This window comes from Pseudomonas cyclaminis (genome assembly GCF_015163715.1).
Taxonomy (GTDB): Bacteria; Pseudomonadota; Gammaproteobacteria; order Pseudomonadales; family Pseudomonadaceae; genus Aquipseudomonas; species Aquipseudomonas cyclaminis.
Genome location: NZ_JADDUM010000200.1, coordinates 1 through 15,492, shown reverse-complemented (window position 1 = coordinate 15,492; position 15,492 = coordinate 1). Strand labels below are relative to the sequence as shown.

Annotated in this window: 8 protein-coding genes and 1 pseudogene; 4 read left to right on the top strand and 5 right to left on the bottom strand. The window is 60.4% G+C overall.

Translation table 11 applies throughout. The features are described from left to right. Positions 1-179: 179 nt before the first annotated feature. Positions 180-653 carry an SOS-induced cell division inhibitor SulA gene (sulA, locus tag IQK56_RS23215; RefSeq protein ID WP_122306718.1) on the bottom strand — a complete coding sequence of 158 codons (474 nt, stop codon included), beginning with the start codon at positions 651-653 and terminating at the stop codon, positions 180-182. Positions 654-663: 10 nt separating this feature from the next. Next, positions 664-1,272 carry a transcriptional repressor LexA gene (lexA, locus tag IQK56_RS23210; RefSeq protein ID WP_003172575.1) on the bottom strand — a complete coding sequence of 203 codons (609 nt, stop codon included), beginning with the start codon at positions 1,270-1,272 and terminating at the stop codon, positions 664-666. A gap of 263 nt (positions 1,273-1,535) precedes the next feature. Between lexA and psrA the strand changes: the two genes are divergently transcribed. The 3 genes and pseudogenes from psrA to IQK56_RS23195 all read left to right on the top strand — a co-directional run bounded on the left by psrA (position 1,536) and on the right by IQK56_RS23195 (position 6,833). Then, on the top strand, positions 1,536-2,243 hold the full coding sequence (psrA, locus tag IQK56_RS23205; protein ID WP_122306719.1) for a transcriptional regulator PsrA: 708 nt from the start codon (positions 1,536-1,538) through the stop codon (positions 2,241-2,243). Positions 2,244-2,387: 144 nt separating this feature from the next. Continuing rightward, positions 2,388-3,398, top strand: a complete 1,011-nt coding sequence (gene nagZ, locus IQK56_RS23200) for a beta-N-acetylhexosaminidase (protein ID WP_193864079.1) — start codon at positions 2,388-2,390, stop codon at positions 3,396-3,398. Positions 3,399-3,522: 124 nt separating this feature from the next. Next, positions 3,523-6,833 (top strand): annotated as a pseudogene (locus IQK56_RS23195) (DEAD/DEAH box helicase). A 101-nt stretch (positions 6,834-6,934) separates the two neighbouring features. On the opposite strand, the gene IQK56_RS23190 reads toward IQK56_RS23195, so the two are convergent. The 3 genes from IQK56_RS23190 to mfd are packed head-to-tail and all read right to left on the bottom strand — an operon-like array spanning position 6,935 to position 13,662. Continuing rightward, positions 6,935-9,625: a DEAD/DEAH box helicase gene (locus tag IQK56_RS23190; protein WP_193864080.1), complete on the bottom strand. Its 2,691-nt coding sequence runs from the start codon at positions 9,623-9,625 to the stop codon at positions 6,935-6,937. A 9-nt stretch (positions 9,626-9,634) separates the two neighbouring features. After that, on the bottom strand, positions 9,635-10,201 hold the full coding sequence (locus tag IQK56_RS23185; protein ID WP_122305846.1) for a CsiV family protein: 567 nt from the start codon (positions 10,199-10,201) through the stop codon (positions 9,635-9,637). A gap of 11 nt (positions 10,202-10,212) precedes the next feature. Further along, entirely contained in the window at positions 10,213-13,662 is a 3,450-nt protein-coding gene (mfd, locus tag IQK56_RS23180; RefSeq protein WP_122305845.1) for a transcription-repair coupling factor, read from the bottom strand. 340 nt (positions 13,663-14,002) lie between these two features. Here mfd and IQK56_RS23175 point away from each other — a divergent pair, with 340 nt between their 5' ends. Next, the gene (locus tag IQK56_RS23175) at positions 14,003-15,466 is read left to right on the top strand and encodes a glyceraldehyde-3-phosphate dehydrogenase (protein ID WP_122305844.1); all 1,464 of its coding nucleotides are present in this window, start codon (positions 14,003-14,005) and stop codon (positions 15,464-15,466) included. Positions 15,467-15,492: the final 26 nt, after the last annotated feature.

Genomic DNA, 15,492 nt, shown 5'->3' with positions numbered 1-15,492 from the left:
TTGTCTGGAAAAACGGGGGCGGCTTGATGGGGCTCTGGCGCCAGCCCAGCGCGGGGCAAGCCCGCTCACCACAACAAGCCTGCTCACCACAACAAGCCCGCTCAGCACCAAAAGCCAGCTCACCATAATGAGCATGCTCACCACAGAAGCCCGCTCCGTTCCCTTATCAGGCCTGCCTTTTATCCCAATCGAATATTCAAGCTCTGCGCATCGCCCGTGCGTGCTGCACTGATCAATTGCTGCTTGGCCGCCGCATTCAGCGGATTCAACCAGCTCACCACTGTATGACTACGACCCAGGCGCAACGCCTCGCATGTCAGCTGCTGCGCACTTTGCGCACCACGTGGTTGTAGCAGCAGGATACGCTCACGATTCAGGCCGGCGTCCCGCAGCCAGGCCTGGGTCAGGCTGGCGGGTGGGGCGATCAGGGTCAGCCAGCGTGCATCTTGCTCTTCGCTCAGATCACGAAGGATCGGCGCCAATAGGCTCAGGCAGCTCCCAGCCGCACCGCGCAACGACAGTTCACTGAACGCCTCGGGTTCGGCGCTCCAGGGCGCCTCGACCGTTTCCTTGAGGATGGGCGCAAGGGGTTGGGCCATAAAGGCCTCGAACAGCGACAGTTGAGTGTGTTGTGGGGTGTGTATGAGCTGCATGGTGCCTCCTCTAGCGGCGAATGACGCCGACGCTCAAGCCTTCGATCACCAGGTCCTGATCTTTCAGGTTCACTTCAATTGGGGCGAACTCAGGGTTCTCAGCCAGGAGCCAGACCTTGCTGCCTTCGCGCTTGAAGCGTTTGACGGTGACTTCATCGCCGATACGGGCAACGACGATCTGGCCATTACGGGCTTCGCGGGTGGTGTGGACGGCCAGCAGGTCGCCATCAAAGATGCCCACGTCTTTCATGCTCATGCCGTGTACCCGCAACAGGTAGTCGGCACGCGGATGGAAGAAGGTGGGGTTGATGTTGCAGGACTCCTCGACGTGCTGCTGTGCCAGGATCGGCGCGCCAGCGGCAACACGGCCGATGATCGGCAGTGTCGATTCGTCGGCCTTGGCTTCGAAGCCAGGGATGCGAATACCGCGCGAGGCACCGGGCGTCATCTCGATCGCGCCTTTGCGAGCGAGGGCCTTGAGGTGTTCTTCAGCGGCGTTGGGGGACTTGAACCCCAGTTCCAGCGCAATTTCGGCTCGTGTCGGCGGATAGCCGTTGTCATCGAGGCAGCGCTTGATAAAAGCCAGAATCTCAGCTTGGCGTGGCGTCAGTTTTAGCATGTTGATCGCTCTGTCTTTTTATACAGTGACTGGGATTATATACAGTGAACTGCACTTGGCAATCATCCTTTTGTTCGCCTCCGCTGGACGGTCGTTGGCCATCCTTCCTACAGCGCAGAGATAGCGCTGCCTACAGACCCGTAAGGATGTGATTAAATAGTGATGAAATAGATGACTGCCCGGCCGGAAAGCGAACCCGCAGGCTTGACAAGACACACCCTGAAACGTATGTTTCAAACAAGTGTTTGTCAGGCGGAGTAGTCATGGCCCAGTCGGAAACCGTTGAACGCATTCTCGATGCTGCCGAGCAATTGTTCGCGGAAAAAGGATTTGCTGAAACTTCATTGCGGCTGATCACCAGCAAGGCCGGGGTCAACCTCGCCGCTGTGAACTACCATTTCGGCTCGAAGAAGGCCCTGATCCAGGCGGTGTTCTCGCGCTTCCTGGGGCCGTTCTGCGCCAGTCTCGATCGTGAACTCGAGCGTCGCCAAGCCAAGGCCGACCACAAACCCAGCCTCGAAGAGCTGCTGGAGATTCTCGTCGAGCAAGCCCTGGTGGTTCAGCCTCGCAGCGGTAACGACCTGTCGATCTTCATGCGGCTGTTAGGCCTGGCGTTCAGCCAGAGCCAGGGCCACTTGCGGCGCTACCTGGAAGACATGTACGGCAAGGTGTTCCGTCGCTATATGTTGCTGGTCAACGAAGCGGCGCCGCGTATTCCTCCTATCGAACTGTTCTGGCGCGTGCACTTCATGCTCGGTGCGGCAGCGTTCAGCATGTCCGGGATCAAGGCATTGCGTGCGATTGCCGAGACCGATTTCGGCGTCAATACTTCCATCGAACAGGTCATGCGCCTGATGGTGCCGTTCCTCGCCGCCGGCATGCGCGCCGAAACCGGCGTGACCGACCCTGCCATGGCCGCTGCACAGTTGCGTCCACGCAGCAAAACCGTCCCGGTTCCCGCCAAGGTTTGACCGTTCCGGGTGTGCGCGGCAGCTTGCATCCGCTAAGCTAGCCGCCATGTCGAATTCAGCTATTTACTCGCAACCCGTTGTGCTTGCTGCGCTTATCGCGTGAAGCAAGGGCAACGGGTTGTGTGCGTTATATAAGGAAGGTTTATGACTGCTGCCCTGCAAGGTTCTTTGATGGTCGACGTCGCCGGTACCTGGCTGACGGCCGAGGATCGCCACTTGTTGCGCCAGCCTGAAGTGGGCGGCCTGATCATTTTTGCGCGCAATATCGAGCACCCGCGCCAGGTGCGGGAGTTGAGTGCGGCGATTCGTGCCGTGCGCCCAGACCTGTTGCTGGCCGTCGATCAGGAAGGCGGCCGTGTGCAGCGCCTGCGCCAGGGCTTTGTGCGCCTGCCGGCCATGCGTGCATTGGCGGATAACCCCAACGCCGAATACCTGGCCGAACAGTGCGGCTGGATCATGGCCACCGAAGTGCTGGCCGTCGGCCTGGACCTGAGCTTCGCCCCCGTGCTGGACCTGGACTACCAGCGCAGCGCCGTGGTCGGCACCCGATCCTTCGAAGGCGACCCCGAGCGCGCCGCCGTGCTCGCCGGTGCATTTATCCGTGGCATGAACAGCGCCGGCATGGCCGCGACCGGCAAGCACTTCCCCGGCCACGGTTGGGCCGAGGCCGACTCCCACGTCGCCATTCCCAATGACGAGCGCAGCCTGGAACAGATTCGGGCCAACGACCTGGTGCCTTTCTCACGCCTGAGCAAGCAACTGGCGGCGGTGATGCCGGCGCACGTCATTTATCCGCAAGTCGATAACCAGCCCGCCGGCTTCTCGCGCCGCTGGCTGCAGGACATTCTGCGTGGTGAGCTGCAGTTTGACGGGGTGATTTTCAGCGATGACCTGTCCATGGCTGGTGCCCATGTGGTCGGCGACGCGGCCAGTCGGATTGAAGCGGCGCTGACTGCCGGTTGCGACATGGGCCTGGTGTGCAATGACCGGGCGGCTGCCGAGCTTGCCCTCACTGCGGCACAGCGGATGAAGGTCAAGCCTTCGGCACGCATTGCGCGTATGCGCGGCCAGGCGATTGCCTCGACGGACTACAAGCAGGATCCCCGTTGGATGGGGGCGTTGGGCGCGCTTCGCACCGCTCAGTTGATCGAGTGATAACGGTTGTTTAGTTGAGACTCAAAACGTCGGAGATATCTGAATTCAGTAGCTGCCAATTCGTACTCGTAGGTAGGAAGTATCCGTTTTTATCTCTCTAGCGTTGGCTCTAAGATGTGTACCCATGAATAACTTGATGACACGCCTCGGTAGCCTGAACTGGCAAGAGAACTTCACTCCTCGCACACTTGATCGTGGTTTTGAGTACGTGGTTGAAGGTCGCGTCCAGATCATTGAAGTCGGGGCGCAGAGACTCATCGCAAAATGTAAGGGCTCTGGCGGCAGTGTCTATTCGCAGGTGATCACACTGGGGGCTAAAGACGACCCGCACTGGACCGATATTGATTGCGTCTGCACGTGCCCCGTGGGGGTAGATTGCAAGCATGCCGCAGCCGTTTTATTTGAGCTGATTGCGCTGTCGGATGAGCAGGGGGCGTCAGAAAGCGCACCTGGCGACCGCCTCAGTCCGCAGATCGAGCAATGGCTTAACAATATTCCTGCCACGCTTCCAGAGGTTGAAGCGCTGCCCAAAAGCAGCAGCACATGTTTGCTGTACCAGCTTAATCCTGACCCCTACTCAAACCGGTGGTCGCTGATGGTCTACCGGGCGCGCACCCTGAAAAAAGGTGGCTACGGCGAAATCAAAGGGCTGTACACCCTTGAAGAAACCCTGGCACGTTCCCCAGGCTACCTGCTTGAAGTGGACAAGCGCATCTGCCGGCTGCTCTTGCTCGGGCGAGCGTACGGACGCTATGGCAGTAGTTTTGCGCTGGAGGGTGAGGACGGCGCAGAAATTCTGAAGCTGGCACTCAAAACCCAACGGCTGTTCGTGGATTTTGATGCTCAGTTGGCGCTTAATGCTGGCCCTACGCGTGTTGCCCGCTTCAATTGGGCCGTACAGCCCGACGGTGGCTATCGACCGCGGTGGTCCTGCGACGAACTGCAACTGCACGAAGTTCTGCCGCTCAAACCGCTTCATTATTTGAATCTGGAGATCATGGAGCTGGGGGCGCTTGAATATGAGATGGACGACCGTCTTGCTATTCACCTGTCCAGCTTGCCCGAGATTCCGGCGAACCAGGTCGCGTTATTCAGCCATCGCATCAGTGCATCGGGCGCTCTAATTGCGCCGCCGCGTGAGTTGACCGAGCGAATAATCGATACGCTCGAGCCGCAGGCGCGTCTGACATTGGGTAGCGACGAATCCTATTCCTATAACTCTGAATTTCGCAGGCAGATGCCGACGCTCGAACATCGTGCCGCGCTGGCCTTTCGTTATGGCAATAGCGTGACCAGCGATAAGGTTGGCGCTGAAATACACGTGTTGAGCGGTAATGAAACCCAGCGTATCCAACGCAAGCCTCTGGCCGAAAAGGCCCTGCGCAAAGTCCTGACCAAACTTGGCTTTGCCAAGGTCAATCGCAAGACGCGCGCATTGCCGGAAAGTGCCGGCGAGATGTTCGACCTGCCCGCAGATGAAGCCTGGTTAAACTTCATTGACCATCAGTTGCCCGCCCTTCGAGAGGCGGGTTGGGAGGTCATCCTCCATCCGGGTTTTTACTACGACGTGGCGGCCGTGGACCATTGGTACGCAGACATCGAGGAATCGCCCGGTCACGAGTGGTTTGACCTTGAGCTGGGAATCGAGGTCAACGGTGAGCGCCACAGCCTGCTGCCTATCGTACTCGACTTGATGCGCCGTCAGCCCAGGCTGCTGGATCCCACCTATATGGCTGGACGTGGCGATGACGAGCGAGTGCTGGTCAGCTTGGGTTCAACGGGTGGGTACGCCAAGGTTGCGCTGCCCTACGGTCGTATCAAGCCCCTGATGGCGACCCTTGGCGAACTCTACCTGCGTGCTCCCGAGGGCACCGCGCTGCGCTTGAGCGCCCCGGATGCCGCGCGGCTCAGCGATCTGGAAGGTCTTCCCCTGGTCTGGCAAGGCGGTGAGCGCGTGCGTGATTTCGCCAGGCGCCTCAAAGACTCCACTCATGCCCATGTAGCCGCTCCCACCGGCCTGAACGCTGAACTTCGCGGCTATCAGCTCGAAGGGCTGAACTGGATGCAGACCCTGCGTGAACTGGAAGTCGGCGGGATTCTCGGCGATGACATGGGCCTGGGCAAAACCCTGCAGGCCCTTGCCCATCTGCTCTGCGAAAAGCAGGCCGGCCGATTGCAAACCCCTGCATTGGCGGTGATGCCCACCAGCCTGATTCCCAACTGGATGGATGAAGCGACGCGTTTCACGCCGCAGCTCAAGGTACTGGCGTTGCACGGCGCTCAGCGTCAGGGCGATTTTACCCGTCTGACCGATTACGACCTGGTACTGACCACCTACGCACTGTTGCCGCGCGACCTTGAAGTGCTGCAGCCCCAGTGCTGGAGTGTGCTGATTCTCGACGAAGCGCAGAACATCAAGAACCCCAACAGCAAGGCCGCCCAGGCCGCCCGGCAACTGGCGGCGACCAGCGTCTGTGCCTGAGCGGCACGCCCCTGGAAAACCACCTGGGTGAGTTGTGGTCGCTGTTTCATTTCCTCTTGCCCGGTTGGCTGGGCGACAGCAAAACCTTCAACCGCGATTACCGCACGCCAATCGAGAAGCACGGCAATGCCCAACGCATGCAGCACCTCACGGCGCGGATCAAACCCTTCCTGTTGCGGCGCAAGAAGGAACAGGTAGCCACCGAGTTACCGCCCAAGACCGAGATCGTCCATTGGGTGGATTTGAGCGATGCGCAGCGGGACGTCTACGAAACCGTGCGCGTGGCGATGGACAAGAAAGTGCGTGACGAAATCAGCCGTCACGGTGTGGCCCGCAGTCAGATCATCATTCTCGAAGCACTGCTCAAGCTGCGTCAGGTGTGCTGCGATTTACGCCTGGTCAAATCGGCACCCGCGACCAAAGCGGCCAAGGCCGGAACCGGGAAACTGGGCAGTTTGATGGAGATGCTCGAAGAACTGCTCAGTGAAGGCCGGCGAATTTTGCTGTTCTCGCAATTCACGTCGATGCTGGCGTTGATTGAAGAAGAGTTGAAGCAACGGGGGGTTGAATATTCGATCCTGACCGGCGAAACCCTCGACCGACGTACGCCGGTGAAAAACTTCCAGGACGGCAGGACGCCGTTGTTCCTGATCAGCCTGAAGGCGGGCGGGACGGGCTTGAACCTGACGGCAGCGGATACGGTGATTCATTACGATCCGTGGTGGAACCCGGCAGTGGAAAACCAGGCGACCGATCGGGCGTACCGGATAGGGCAGGACAAGCCGGTGTTCGTGTACAAGATGATTGCGCGTGGAACGGTCGAGGAGAAGATCCAGGCGTTGCAATTGGAAAAGGCAGCATTGGCCGACGGTGTGCTTGAGGGCGGCGCGAGTGCCGGCTGGAAGCTGGAGCAGCGGGATATTGAGGCACTGTTTGCGCCGTTGCCTCTCTGAAGACCGTGTTGTGCCCTTCGCGAGCAAGCCCGCTCCCACAGTTTGATTTGTGAATACATTCAAGTGTGGGAGGGGGCTTGCCCTCGATGGCGATCCGCCGGTCAGCGCTTCTCTTGCTTGTTGGGCAACGGCGCAAACAGCGCCTCGATATCCTCGTTGCCCAACTGCCAATCCCCGGTGGTGCGCCCATCCAGCACGCCCGCTGCCAGGTCGGATTTTTCCTTCTGCAGGTGCTGGATTTTTTCCTCCACCGTGCCCCGCGCAATCATCTTGTACACGAACACCGGTTTCTCCTGACCAATGCGATACGCACGGTCCGTGGCCTGGTTTTCCGTGGCCGGGTTCCACCACGGGTCGTAGTGGATCACCGTGTCGGCTTCGGTCAGGTTCAGGCCAACGCCGCCTGCCTTCAGGCTGATCAGAAAAATCTGCAGCTTGCCACTCTGGAAGTCCTTCACCGGCGTGCGCCGATCCCGGGTTTGGCCGGTGAGCAGTGCGTAGGCAATCCCGCGTTTTTTCAGTTCGGCTTCGATCAGGCTCAGCATCGAAGTGAACTGCGAAAACAACAGAATCCGCCGGCCTTCGGCAAACAACTCGTCGAGCATGTCCAGCAGGCTGTCGAGCTTGCCCGAGCTGCTGCCACGGGCGGGCAGCGTGGCGTCGTTGACCAGGCGCAAATCACAGCAGACCTGGCGCAGCTTGAGCAGCGCTTCAAGGATGATGATCTGGCTGCGCGCCACGCCCTTGCGGGTGATCTCGTCGCGGACCTTCTTGTCCATGGCCAGGCGCATGGTTTCGTAAACGTCGCGCTGGGCTTCGTTGAGGTCGACCCAGTGGATGATTTCGGTCTTGGGCGGCAATTCCGTCGCCACTTGTTCCTTGGTGCGGCGCAGCAGGAAGGGTTTTATCCGACCGTTGAGGTGCTGCAATCGCACTTCGCTGGCGCGCTTTTCGATGGGCACGCGGTAATCGCGGTTGAAGCTTTTTACGTCGCCCAGCCAGCCCGGCAGCAGGAAGTGGAACAGCGACCACAGCTCGCCCAGGTGATTTTCCAGCGGGGTGCCACTCAGGCACAGGCGCTGTCGTGCGTTCAACTCACGCGCTGCCTGGGCCGCTTTACTCGACGGGTTCTTGATGTATTGGGCCTCGTCGAGGATCAGTACATGCAAGGGCAGGGCAGCGAGGGTGTCGATGTCCTTTGGCAGCAGCGCGTAGGTGGTAAGCAGCAGGTCATAATCCTGCAGATTGGCGAAGTGTTTCTTACGCGTTGCGCCGTACAGGGCTTGCACCCTGAGTTGCGGAGTGAAGTGGGCCGCCTCGTCGAGCCAGTTAGGAATCAGGCTGGTGGGCATCACCACCATGCACGGTCGATCCAGGCGCCCGGCGATCTTTTCGCTGAGGATATGCGCCAAGGTCTGCAGGGTTTTGCCCAGGCCCATGTCATCCGCAAGAATCCCGCCGACCTCCAGCTGGCGCAGTGACTGCATCCAGCTCAGGCCTTCCTGCTGGTACGGGCGCAAGGTCGCGTTCAAGCCTTCGGGCGCGACGCAGGTGAAGTCCTTGATATCCCGCAGGCGTTGGGCAAAGTTGCGGATCTTCTCACCGCCTTCCCATTGCAGCGGCAGGTCTTCCAGCGGGTTCAACCGGATCGCATCGGCCTTGGCCAAGCGCAGCGTGGTGGTGCCGGCTTCCTGTAGGTAAAACTCCCCAAGCGTCGCCAGTACTGGCTTCAGGCGCCCGTAAGGCAATGCCACTTGCAGTGGGCCGTGGCCGTAGGGCAGGCCAGGGATATTCACCAGGATCAGTTCGTCATCGCGACGGCGTGCGAGTTTTTCCGGGTTGAGGATCTCGGTGTGAGAGCGCATCAGGTTCAACAGAATCGGCAACAGGCTCAGCCGTTCACCGTTGACGATGATCCCCAGTTCCAGGTCAAACCAGTCACGCTCATGGCCTTCATCGACGGTGGCGTACCAGTCGTCCACCGGGCTCAGGTCGAAGCCGAAATCCTCATCGATCTGCAACTCCCAGCCTTCGGCGCGCAAAGTGGGCGAAACGTTGAGGGTGAAGTTCAGCCAGGCGCTGTCATTGACCATCTCGAACAGCTCGCCGGCGCTTTCCGGCAATGCCTTGCTCTGGCGCGTGGCGATTTTGAAGCCCAGCAGGCGCAGTTGTTCGCGATAGGGTTGTTCCAGCTCCGGGTGGCGCTTGATGCGCAGGCTCTGGGTTTCCTGGCGCACGATAATGTCGGCGTTCTTTTGCCCGCTGACATAGTTGCCCAAGTAGTTGAACGACAGCGCCGCACGGTGCTGGATGTAGCGCTGCATTTTGCCGTTGCGCGGTTCAAACGCACTGAACTCGACACTCGCCAGCCACAAACGCGGCACCGGCGGCACGTCTTCCATCACCACTTGCGGTAACACCACGCGATTGTCCAGCACCGCCTGGAGCTTCTCCAACAGCTCGGCATCCTGGGCGGCTGCCGGGTAGGCCAGGGTTTCCTGGACCTTGAGCAAGACGGCGGCAATATGTTTGCAATTGGTATGCACCGGGCAGGTGCAGCGGCTGTCCACCAGGATCAGCGAGCCCTTGGCCGATTCACGCAGCGAGATGGTTTGCCGGTACACGTTGCCGCCCGAGCCTTCGCAGCTGGCGATGATGGTGCTGTCACCGGATTCGACGATGCGTACCCGATTCTCCAGCGCGTAACGTCGCCCGCGCTCCAGGCTCTGCTCTTTGAAGCGATTGGCCCACGAAGGGGCCAGGGGTTTGGTCAACGACGACGTCAGGGGCATGGCGCTGGATCAGTCCTGAATGTCAGGCGGAGGTGCGCTGGGTGGCTTGGCGGTCAGCGAAGTGATCTTGATCAGCAGTGCGAGGTGGCCACCATCCAGGTAGTTGAGTTGGTTGTTCTTGGTGCGCACGTCGGTCTGGTTCAGGTGCTCGCTGGCAATCACGCTGCCGTTGCTGTCGAACTGATTGACCCAGAATTGCGCGTCGATATCGGTAAAACGCCCCAGTTGCAGGTTCAGCGTGCCCTCGATAGGGAACTGGCCGAACTGTTCCTGGCCGTCGGTGATCGCGATTTTGACCGGTTGTTCGCCAAGGTTCTGTTCCCAGGCCTTGTGCGCCAGCACGGTGTAGCTGTTATCGGCGCTGAGCTTGTCGACGATGTTGTTCAGGCGCGGCGGGCTCATTTTATCGCCCAGGCGCACGGCCCCGGCATCCCAGTTTTCCGGCGCGGCGCGGCTGTTGATCACCGGTTCCGCATTTTGGCGCACCAGGATCATTTCTACCTGGTACGGGCTGTCGGCAAATGCCGAAGGCGCCAGTACCACCAACAACAAGCTCAGAATGCGGAACAGGCGCATTGGGGCGTCCTTCAAACAGATTTCGGGATGAGGCGCTCAAACAGCGCCTCCAGGGTATTAAAGCGCTCTTCGGCACGTTCCATCGGCACCATGAACTTGAACAGCGTAGCCCCTTCGAACTTGTAGCGGTTGGGCTGGCCCTGGATCAGCTTGATCAGCACCAACGGGTCTACCGGCGTCTGCGCTTCGAACTCGATCCGCCCGCCCTGCGGCCCGGCGTCGACTTTCTTTATACCGAGCTGCTCGGCCTGCAATTTAAGCAGGGTCAGGCGCACCAGGTTCTTGGTCGGTTCCGGCAGCAGGCCGAAGCGGTCGATCATCTCCACCTGCAAGTCCTTGAGGCCTTCTTCGTCGGTGGCCGAAGCGATGCGCTTGTACAGGATCAGCCGTGCGTGCACGTCCGGCAGGTAGTCTTCCGGAATCAACGCCGGCAGGCGCAGGTTGATTTCCGGACCGCCGCCCAAGGGTTGGTCGAGGTTCGGTTGCTCGCCCTTGCGGATGGCTTTCACCGCGCGTTCGAGCATCTCCATATAGAGGGTGAAACCTACTGCCTGGATCTGCCCGCTCTGCCCGTCGCCCAGCAGTTCGCCGGCGCCACGGATTTCCAGGTCGTTGGTGGCCAGCACAAAACCTGCGCCCAGGTCCTGGGTGTTGGCGATCGCCTCAAGGCGCTTCTCGGCGTCGGACGTGATCTGTTGGCGCGGCGGTGTCAGCAAATAGGCGTAGGCCTGGTGGTGACTGCGACCGACGCGGCCACGCAGTTGGTGCAGCTGCGCCAGGCCGAATTTATCGGCGCGCTCGATGATAATGGTGTTGGCGCTTGGCACGTCGATACCGGTCTCGATGATGGTCGAGGCGATCAACACGTTGAAGCGCTTGTGATAGAAGTCGCTCATCACCTGTTCGAGTTCACGTTCGCGCATCTGCCCGTGGCCGATGGCGATCCGCGCTTCCGGCACCAGTTCGGCGAGGTCGGCGGCGCATTTCTCGATGGTTTTCACATCGTTGTGCAGGTAGTACACCTGGCCACCCCGCAGCAATTCCCGCAGCAGGGCTTCTTTTACCGTGCTTTTGTTCTGCTCCATGACGAAGGTGCGCACCGAGAGGCGGCGCGCCGGCGGCGTGGCGATGATCGACAGGTCGCGCATGCCCGACACCGCCATGTTCAGCGTGCGTGGGATGGGCGTCGCTGTGAGCGTAAGAATATCGACTTCACTGCGCAGGGCTTTGAGCTGCTCTTTCTGGCGCACGCCGAAGCGGTGTTCTTCGTCGATGATCACCAGGCCCAGGTTCTTGATCTTTACGTCGTCCGACAGCAGCTTGTGCGTGCCGATCACGATGTCGATCTTGCCTTCGGCCAAGTCGGCGACGGCAGCATTCACTTCCTTGGCCGACTTGAAGCGGCTCATCACTTCGACGGTCACCGGCCAGTCGGCAAAGCGGTCGCGGAAGCTGTTGTAGTGCTGCTGGGCGAGCAGGGTGGTCGGCACCAGGATCGCGACCTGGCGGCCACCGTGTACGGCGATAAAGGCGGCGCGCATGGCCACTTCGGTCTTGCCGAAACCCACGTCGCCGCACACCAGGCGGTCCATCGGCTTGGGCGCGAGCATGTCGGCGCGCACGGCTTCGATGGTGGTTTGCTGGTCCGGGGTTTCCTCGAAAGCGAAGCCGGCGCTGAAGGTGGCGTAGTCGGCTTTCGGGTCGGCGAAGGCATAGCCTTCGCGGGCGGCGCGGCGGGCATAGATGTCGAGCAGCTCGGCGGCAACATCGCGAACCTGCTCGGCAGCCTTGCGCTTGGCCTTCTGCCAGGTCTCGGAGCCCAGGCGGTGCAACGGCGCCAGGGCGTCGTCGCTGCCGGTGTAGCGGGCGATCAGGTGCAGGCTGGCGACCGGCACGTAGAGCTTGGCGCCCTCGGCGTATTCCATGGTGAGGAATTCGGCGGCCTGGTTATCGATCTCCAGGGTCTGCAAACCGAGGTAGCGGCCCACGCCGTGGTCGATGTGCACCACCGGCGCGCCTTCGCGCAGTTCGGTGAGGTTTTTGATGACTGCGTCGTTGTTGGCGTCGGCACGTTTTTCGCGACGGCGACGCTGCATCACGCGCTGGCCGAACAGTGGGCTCTCGGCGATCAGCGCCAGGGCCGGGTCATCCAGCAGCAGGCCTTCGTCGAGCGGGGCGATGGTGATCGCCAGGCGCTCTTTGCTTTTGACAAAATCCGGCCAGCTGTCGACGGTTTTTGGCCGCAGCTTCAGGCGTTCCAACAACTCCAGCAGCACTTCACGGCGGCCGGCGGACTCGGCGGTAAACAGCACGCGGCCGGGGAAGTCACTGATGAAGTTGGACAAGGCCTCCAGGGGCTGCGTGGCTTTGGCTTGAATCGCCAAGTCCGGCAGCGTTCCCGCCGGGAAGCGCTCACGGCCGCTTCCAGCCTCCACATCCTGCTGGCTGGCCACCACGCGCGGCCAGTTTTTCAGGCGGGCGAAGCAGTCTTCCACCGGCAGGAACAGCTCGGCCGGCGGCAATAATGGACGGGACGGGTCGACGCGGCGCTCTTCGTAACGGTTACGCACGTCGTTCCAGAAGTTTTCCGCGGCTTGCTCGATGCCCGGCAGCGAGAACACCTGGGTGTCCTGGGGCAGGTAATCGAACAGGGTCGAGGTTTCGTCGAAGAACAACGGCAGGTAGTACTCGATACCGGCCGGGGTAATCCCGCTGCTCAAGTCCTGAAAGATCGGGCAGCGACGGAAGTCGACATCGAAGCGTTCACGAAAGCGCGCCTTGAAGCGGGTGACCGCGTCTTTTTGCAGCGGGAATTCCCGTGCGGGCAGCAGCTTGACCGAGTCAACCTTGTCGATGGAGCGTTGGTTTTCCGGATCGAAGGTGCGCAGGGTCTCGATTTCGTCATCGAACAGGTCGATGCGGTACGGCAACTTGCTGCCCATCGGGAACAGGTCGATCAGCGCGCCGCGCACCGCGAACTCACCGTGCTCGTACACCGTGTCCACGCAGCGGTAGCCGCTGGCTTCGAGGCGCGTGCGCATCTGTTCCACATCGAGCTTCTGGCCGATATCCAGCACCAGGCTGCTGCCCAGCAGGAACTTGGTCGGGGCCAGGCGATGCAGCGCCGTGGTAATCGGCACCACCAACACGCCGTGGGCCAGTTCCGGCAGACGGTACAGGCTGGCGATGCGCTGGGAGATGATGTCCTGGTGCGGCGAGAACAAGTCGTAGGGCAGGGTTTCCCAGTCGGGAAAATGCAGCACCGGCAAATCGGGGGCGAAGAAGCTCAGCTCCTGCTCCAACCGTTCGGCACTTTGGCTGTCGGCGGTGAGCAGCAGGGTAAAGCGCTTGGCTGCGCTGGCAGCCTCGGCAATGGCCAGGCTCAGGGCGGCACCGGGCAGATTGCCCCAGTGCTGTTTACCTGCCGCGGCAGGGAGTAGCGGTAGACGCAGAACGGGCACGGAAGGTTGAGCTCCAAGCGTTGCGACAAAGTCGGTAATTGTAACGGGCCAAGGTGCCGCCTGTCAGTTGCTGACTGTGCCTATTACGGTTTGTAGAAAATGTAGTGGCTAAGACAAACAATGGCGTGTTTTGACTCAATATGTAGTGCCAAAAAGCGCAAATGTTTAGGAGGGTTACGGACAAGTCGGATGACTCACCCAACTAGTGGCCTTCTGGAACCCGCGTATTTACTGGGCTGTAGCGGGGCGGTATTTTTTCGCAAGGACTTTTTGTTGTCTGGCGCGCATTGCGACGAGGGCGGTCGGGCGGCATAATGTAGCCCCTTTTTTCAGCCCCTACATGTGGAAGGTTCCCGTGACTCAGAAGCCCGACCAGTGTCTTGGTGAATGGATCGACCGTGAAGCACTCGCAGAAGCGATGATCCCGCTTATCGGTCAGCTGTACCGCAATAACAATGTGGTGAGCTCGATCTATGGCCGCAGCCTGATCAACCAGTCCGTCATCGCGATTCTCAAGGCGCACCGCTTTGCGCGCCATCGCTCTGCCGACGACAGCGAACTCTCCGTCCACGAAACATTCCCACTGCTCAAGGCCATGAGCGAGCTCAAGCTCGGCGCGGCCTCGGTAGACCTGGGCAAGTTGGCGTACAAATTCCGCAAGGAAGGCGCCGGCCGCACCGCCGAGCAGTTCGTGCGTGAAGAAATGGCCGATGTGGTTGGCCAGCAAAACGCCGCTGCCCGCAAAGGCACTGACGTTGTGCTGTACGGCTTCGGTCGTATCGGCCGTCTGCTGGCGCGCATCCTGATCGAAAAAACCGGTGGCGGCGACGGCCTGCGCCTGCGTGCCATCGTTGTGCGCAAAGGCGCCGACAACGACCTGACCAAACGCGCCAGCCTGCTGCGTCGCGACTCGGTACACGGTCCGTTCAACGGCACCATCGTCATCGACGAAGAAAACAACACCATCACCGCCAACGGTAACCTGATCCAGGTGATCTACGCGAAGAACCCGTCCGAGGTGGATTACACCCAGTACGGCATCAAGGACGCCCTGCTGGTGGACAACACCGGCGTATGGCGTGATGCCGAAGGCCTGGGCCAGCACCTGGCTTGCCCAGGTGTTGATCGCGTTGTTCTGACCGCGCCTGGCAAAGGCAAGCTGAAGAACATCGTGCACGGCATCAACCACGGTGAAATCACCGCTGACGACAAGATCGTCTCCGCCGCTTCCTGCACCACCAACGCCATCGTGCCGGTGCTCAAAGCGGTGAACGACAAGTTCGGCATCGTTAATGGTCACGTTGAAACCGTTCACTCGTACACCAACGACCAGAACCTGATCGACAACTTCCACAAAGGCGATCGCCGTGGCCGTAGCGCCGCGCTGAACATGGTCATCACCGAGACTGGTGCTGCTACCGCTGCTGCCAAGGCGTTGCCTGAGCTGGCCGGCAAGTTGACCGGTAACGCGATCCGCGTACCGACGCCAAACGTGTCGATGGCCATTCTCAACCTGAACCTTGAGACTGCCGCCACCCGTGAAGAGATGAATGAGTACCTGCGCTACATGGCGCTGCACTCCGATCTGCATAAGCAAATCGACTTCGTCAATTCCCAGGAAGTGGTATCCACTGACTTCGTTGGTTCGCGCCACGCCGGTGTAGTGGACGCGGAAGCGACCATCAGCCAGGACAACCGCGTTGTATTGTACGTTTGGTACGACAACGAGTTCGGTTACAGCTGCCAGGTGGTTCGCGTGATGGAAGACATGGCTGGGGTTAACCCGCCTGCGTTTCCGCGCTAAGCATCAGCAGTAGCTGAAAAAGCCCC

Bases quoted from the DNA above. Each gene is read 5' to 3' on its own strand.
- IQK56_RS23175 (WP_122305844.1), top strand. From the start codon at position 14,003: ATGTGGAAGGTTCCCGTGACTCAGAAGCCCGACCAGTGTCTTGGTGAA.
- psrA (WP_122306719.1), top strand. From the start codon at position 1,536: ATGGCCCAGTCGGAAACCGTTGAACGCATTCTCGATGCTGCCGAGCAA.
- IQK56_RS23190 (WP_193864080.1), bottom strand. From the start codon at position 9,625: ATGCCCCTGACGTCGTCGTTGACCAAACCCCTGGCCCCTTCGTGGGCC.
- nagZ (WP_193864079.1), top strand. From the start codon at position 2,388: ATGACTGCTGCCCTGCAAGGTTCTTTGATGGTCGACGTCGCCGGTACC.
- lexA (WP_003172575.1), bottom strand. From the start codon at position 1,272: ATGCTAAAACTGACGCCACGCCAAGCTGAGATTCTGGCTTTTATCAAG.
- sulA (WP_122306718.1), bottom strand. From the start codon at position 653: ATGCAGCTCATACACACCCCACAACACACTCAACTGTCGCTGTTCGAG.
- IQK56_RS23185 (WP_122305846.1), bottom strand. From the start codon at position 10,201: ATGCGCCTGTTCCGCATTCTGAGCTTGTTGTTGGTGGTACTGGCGCCT.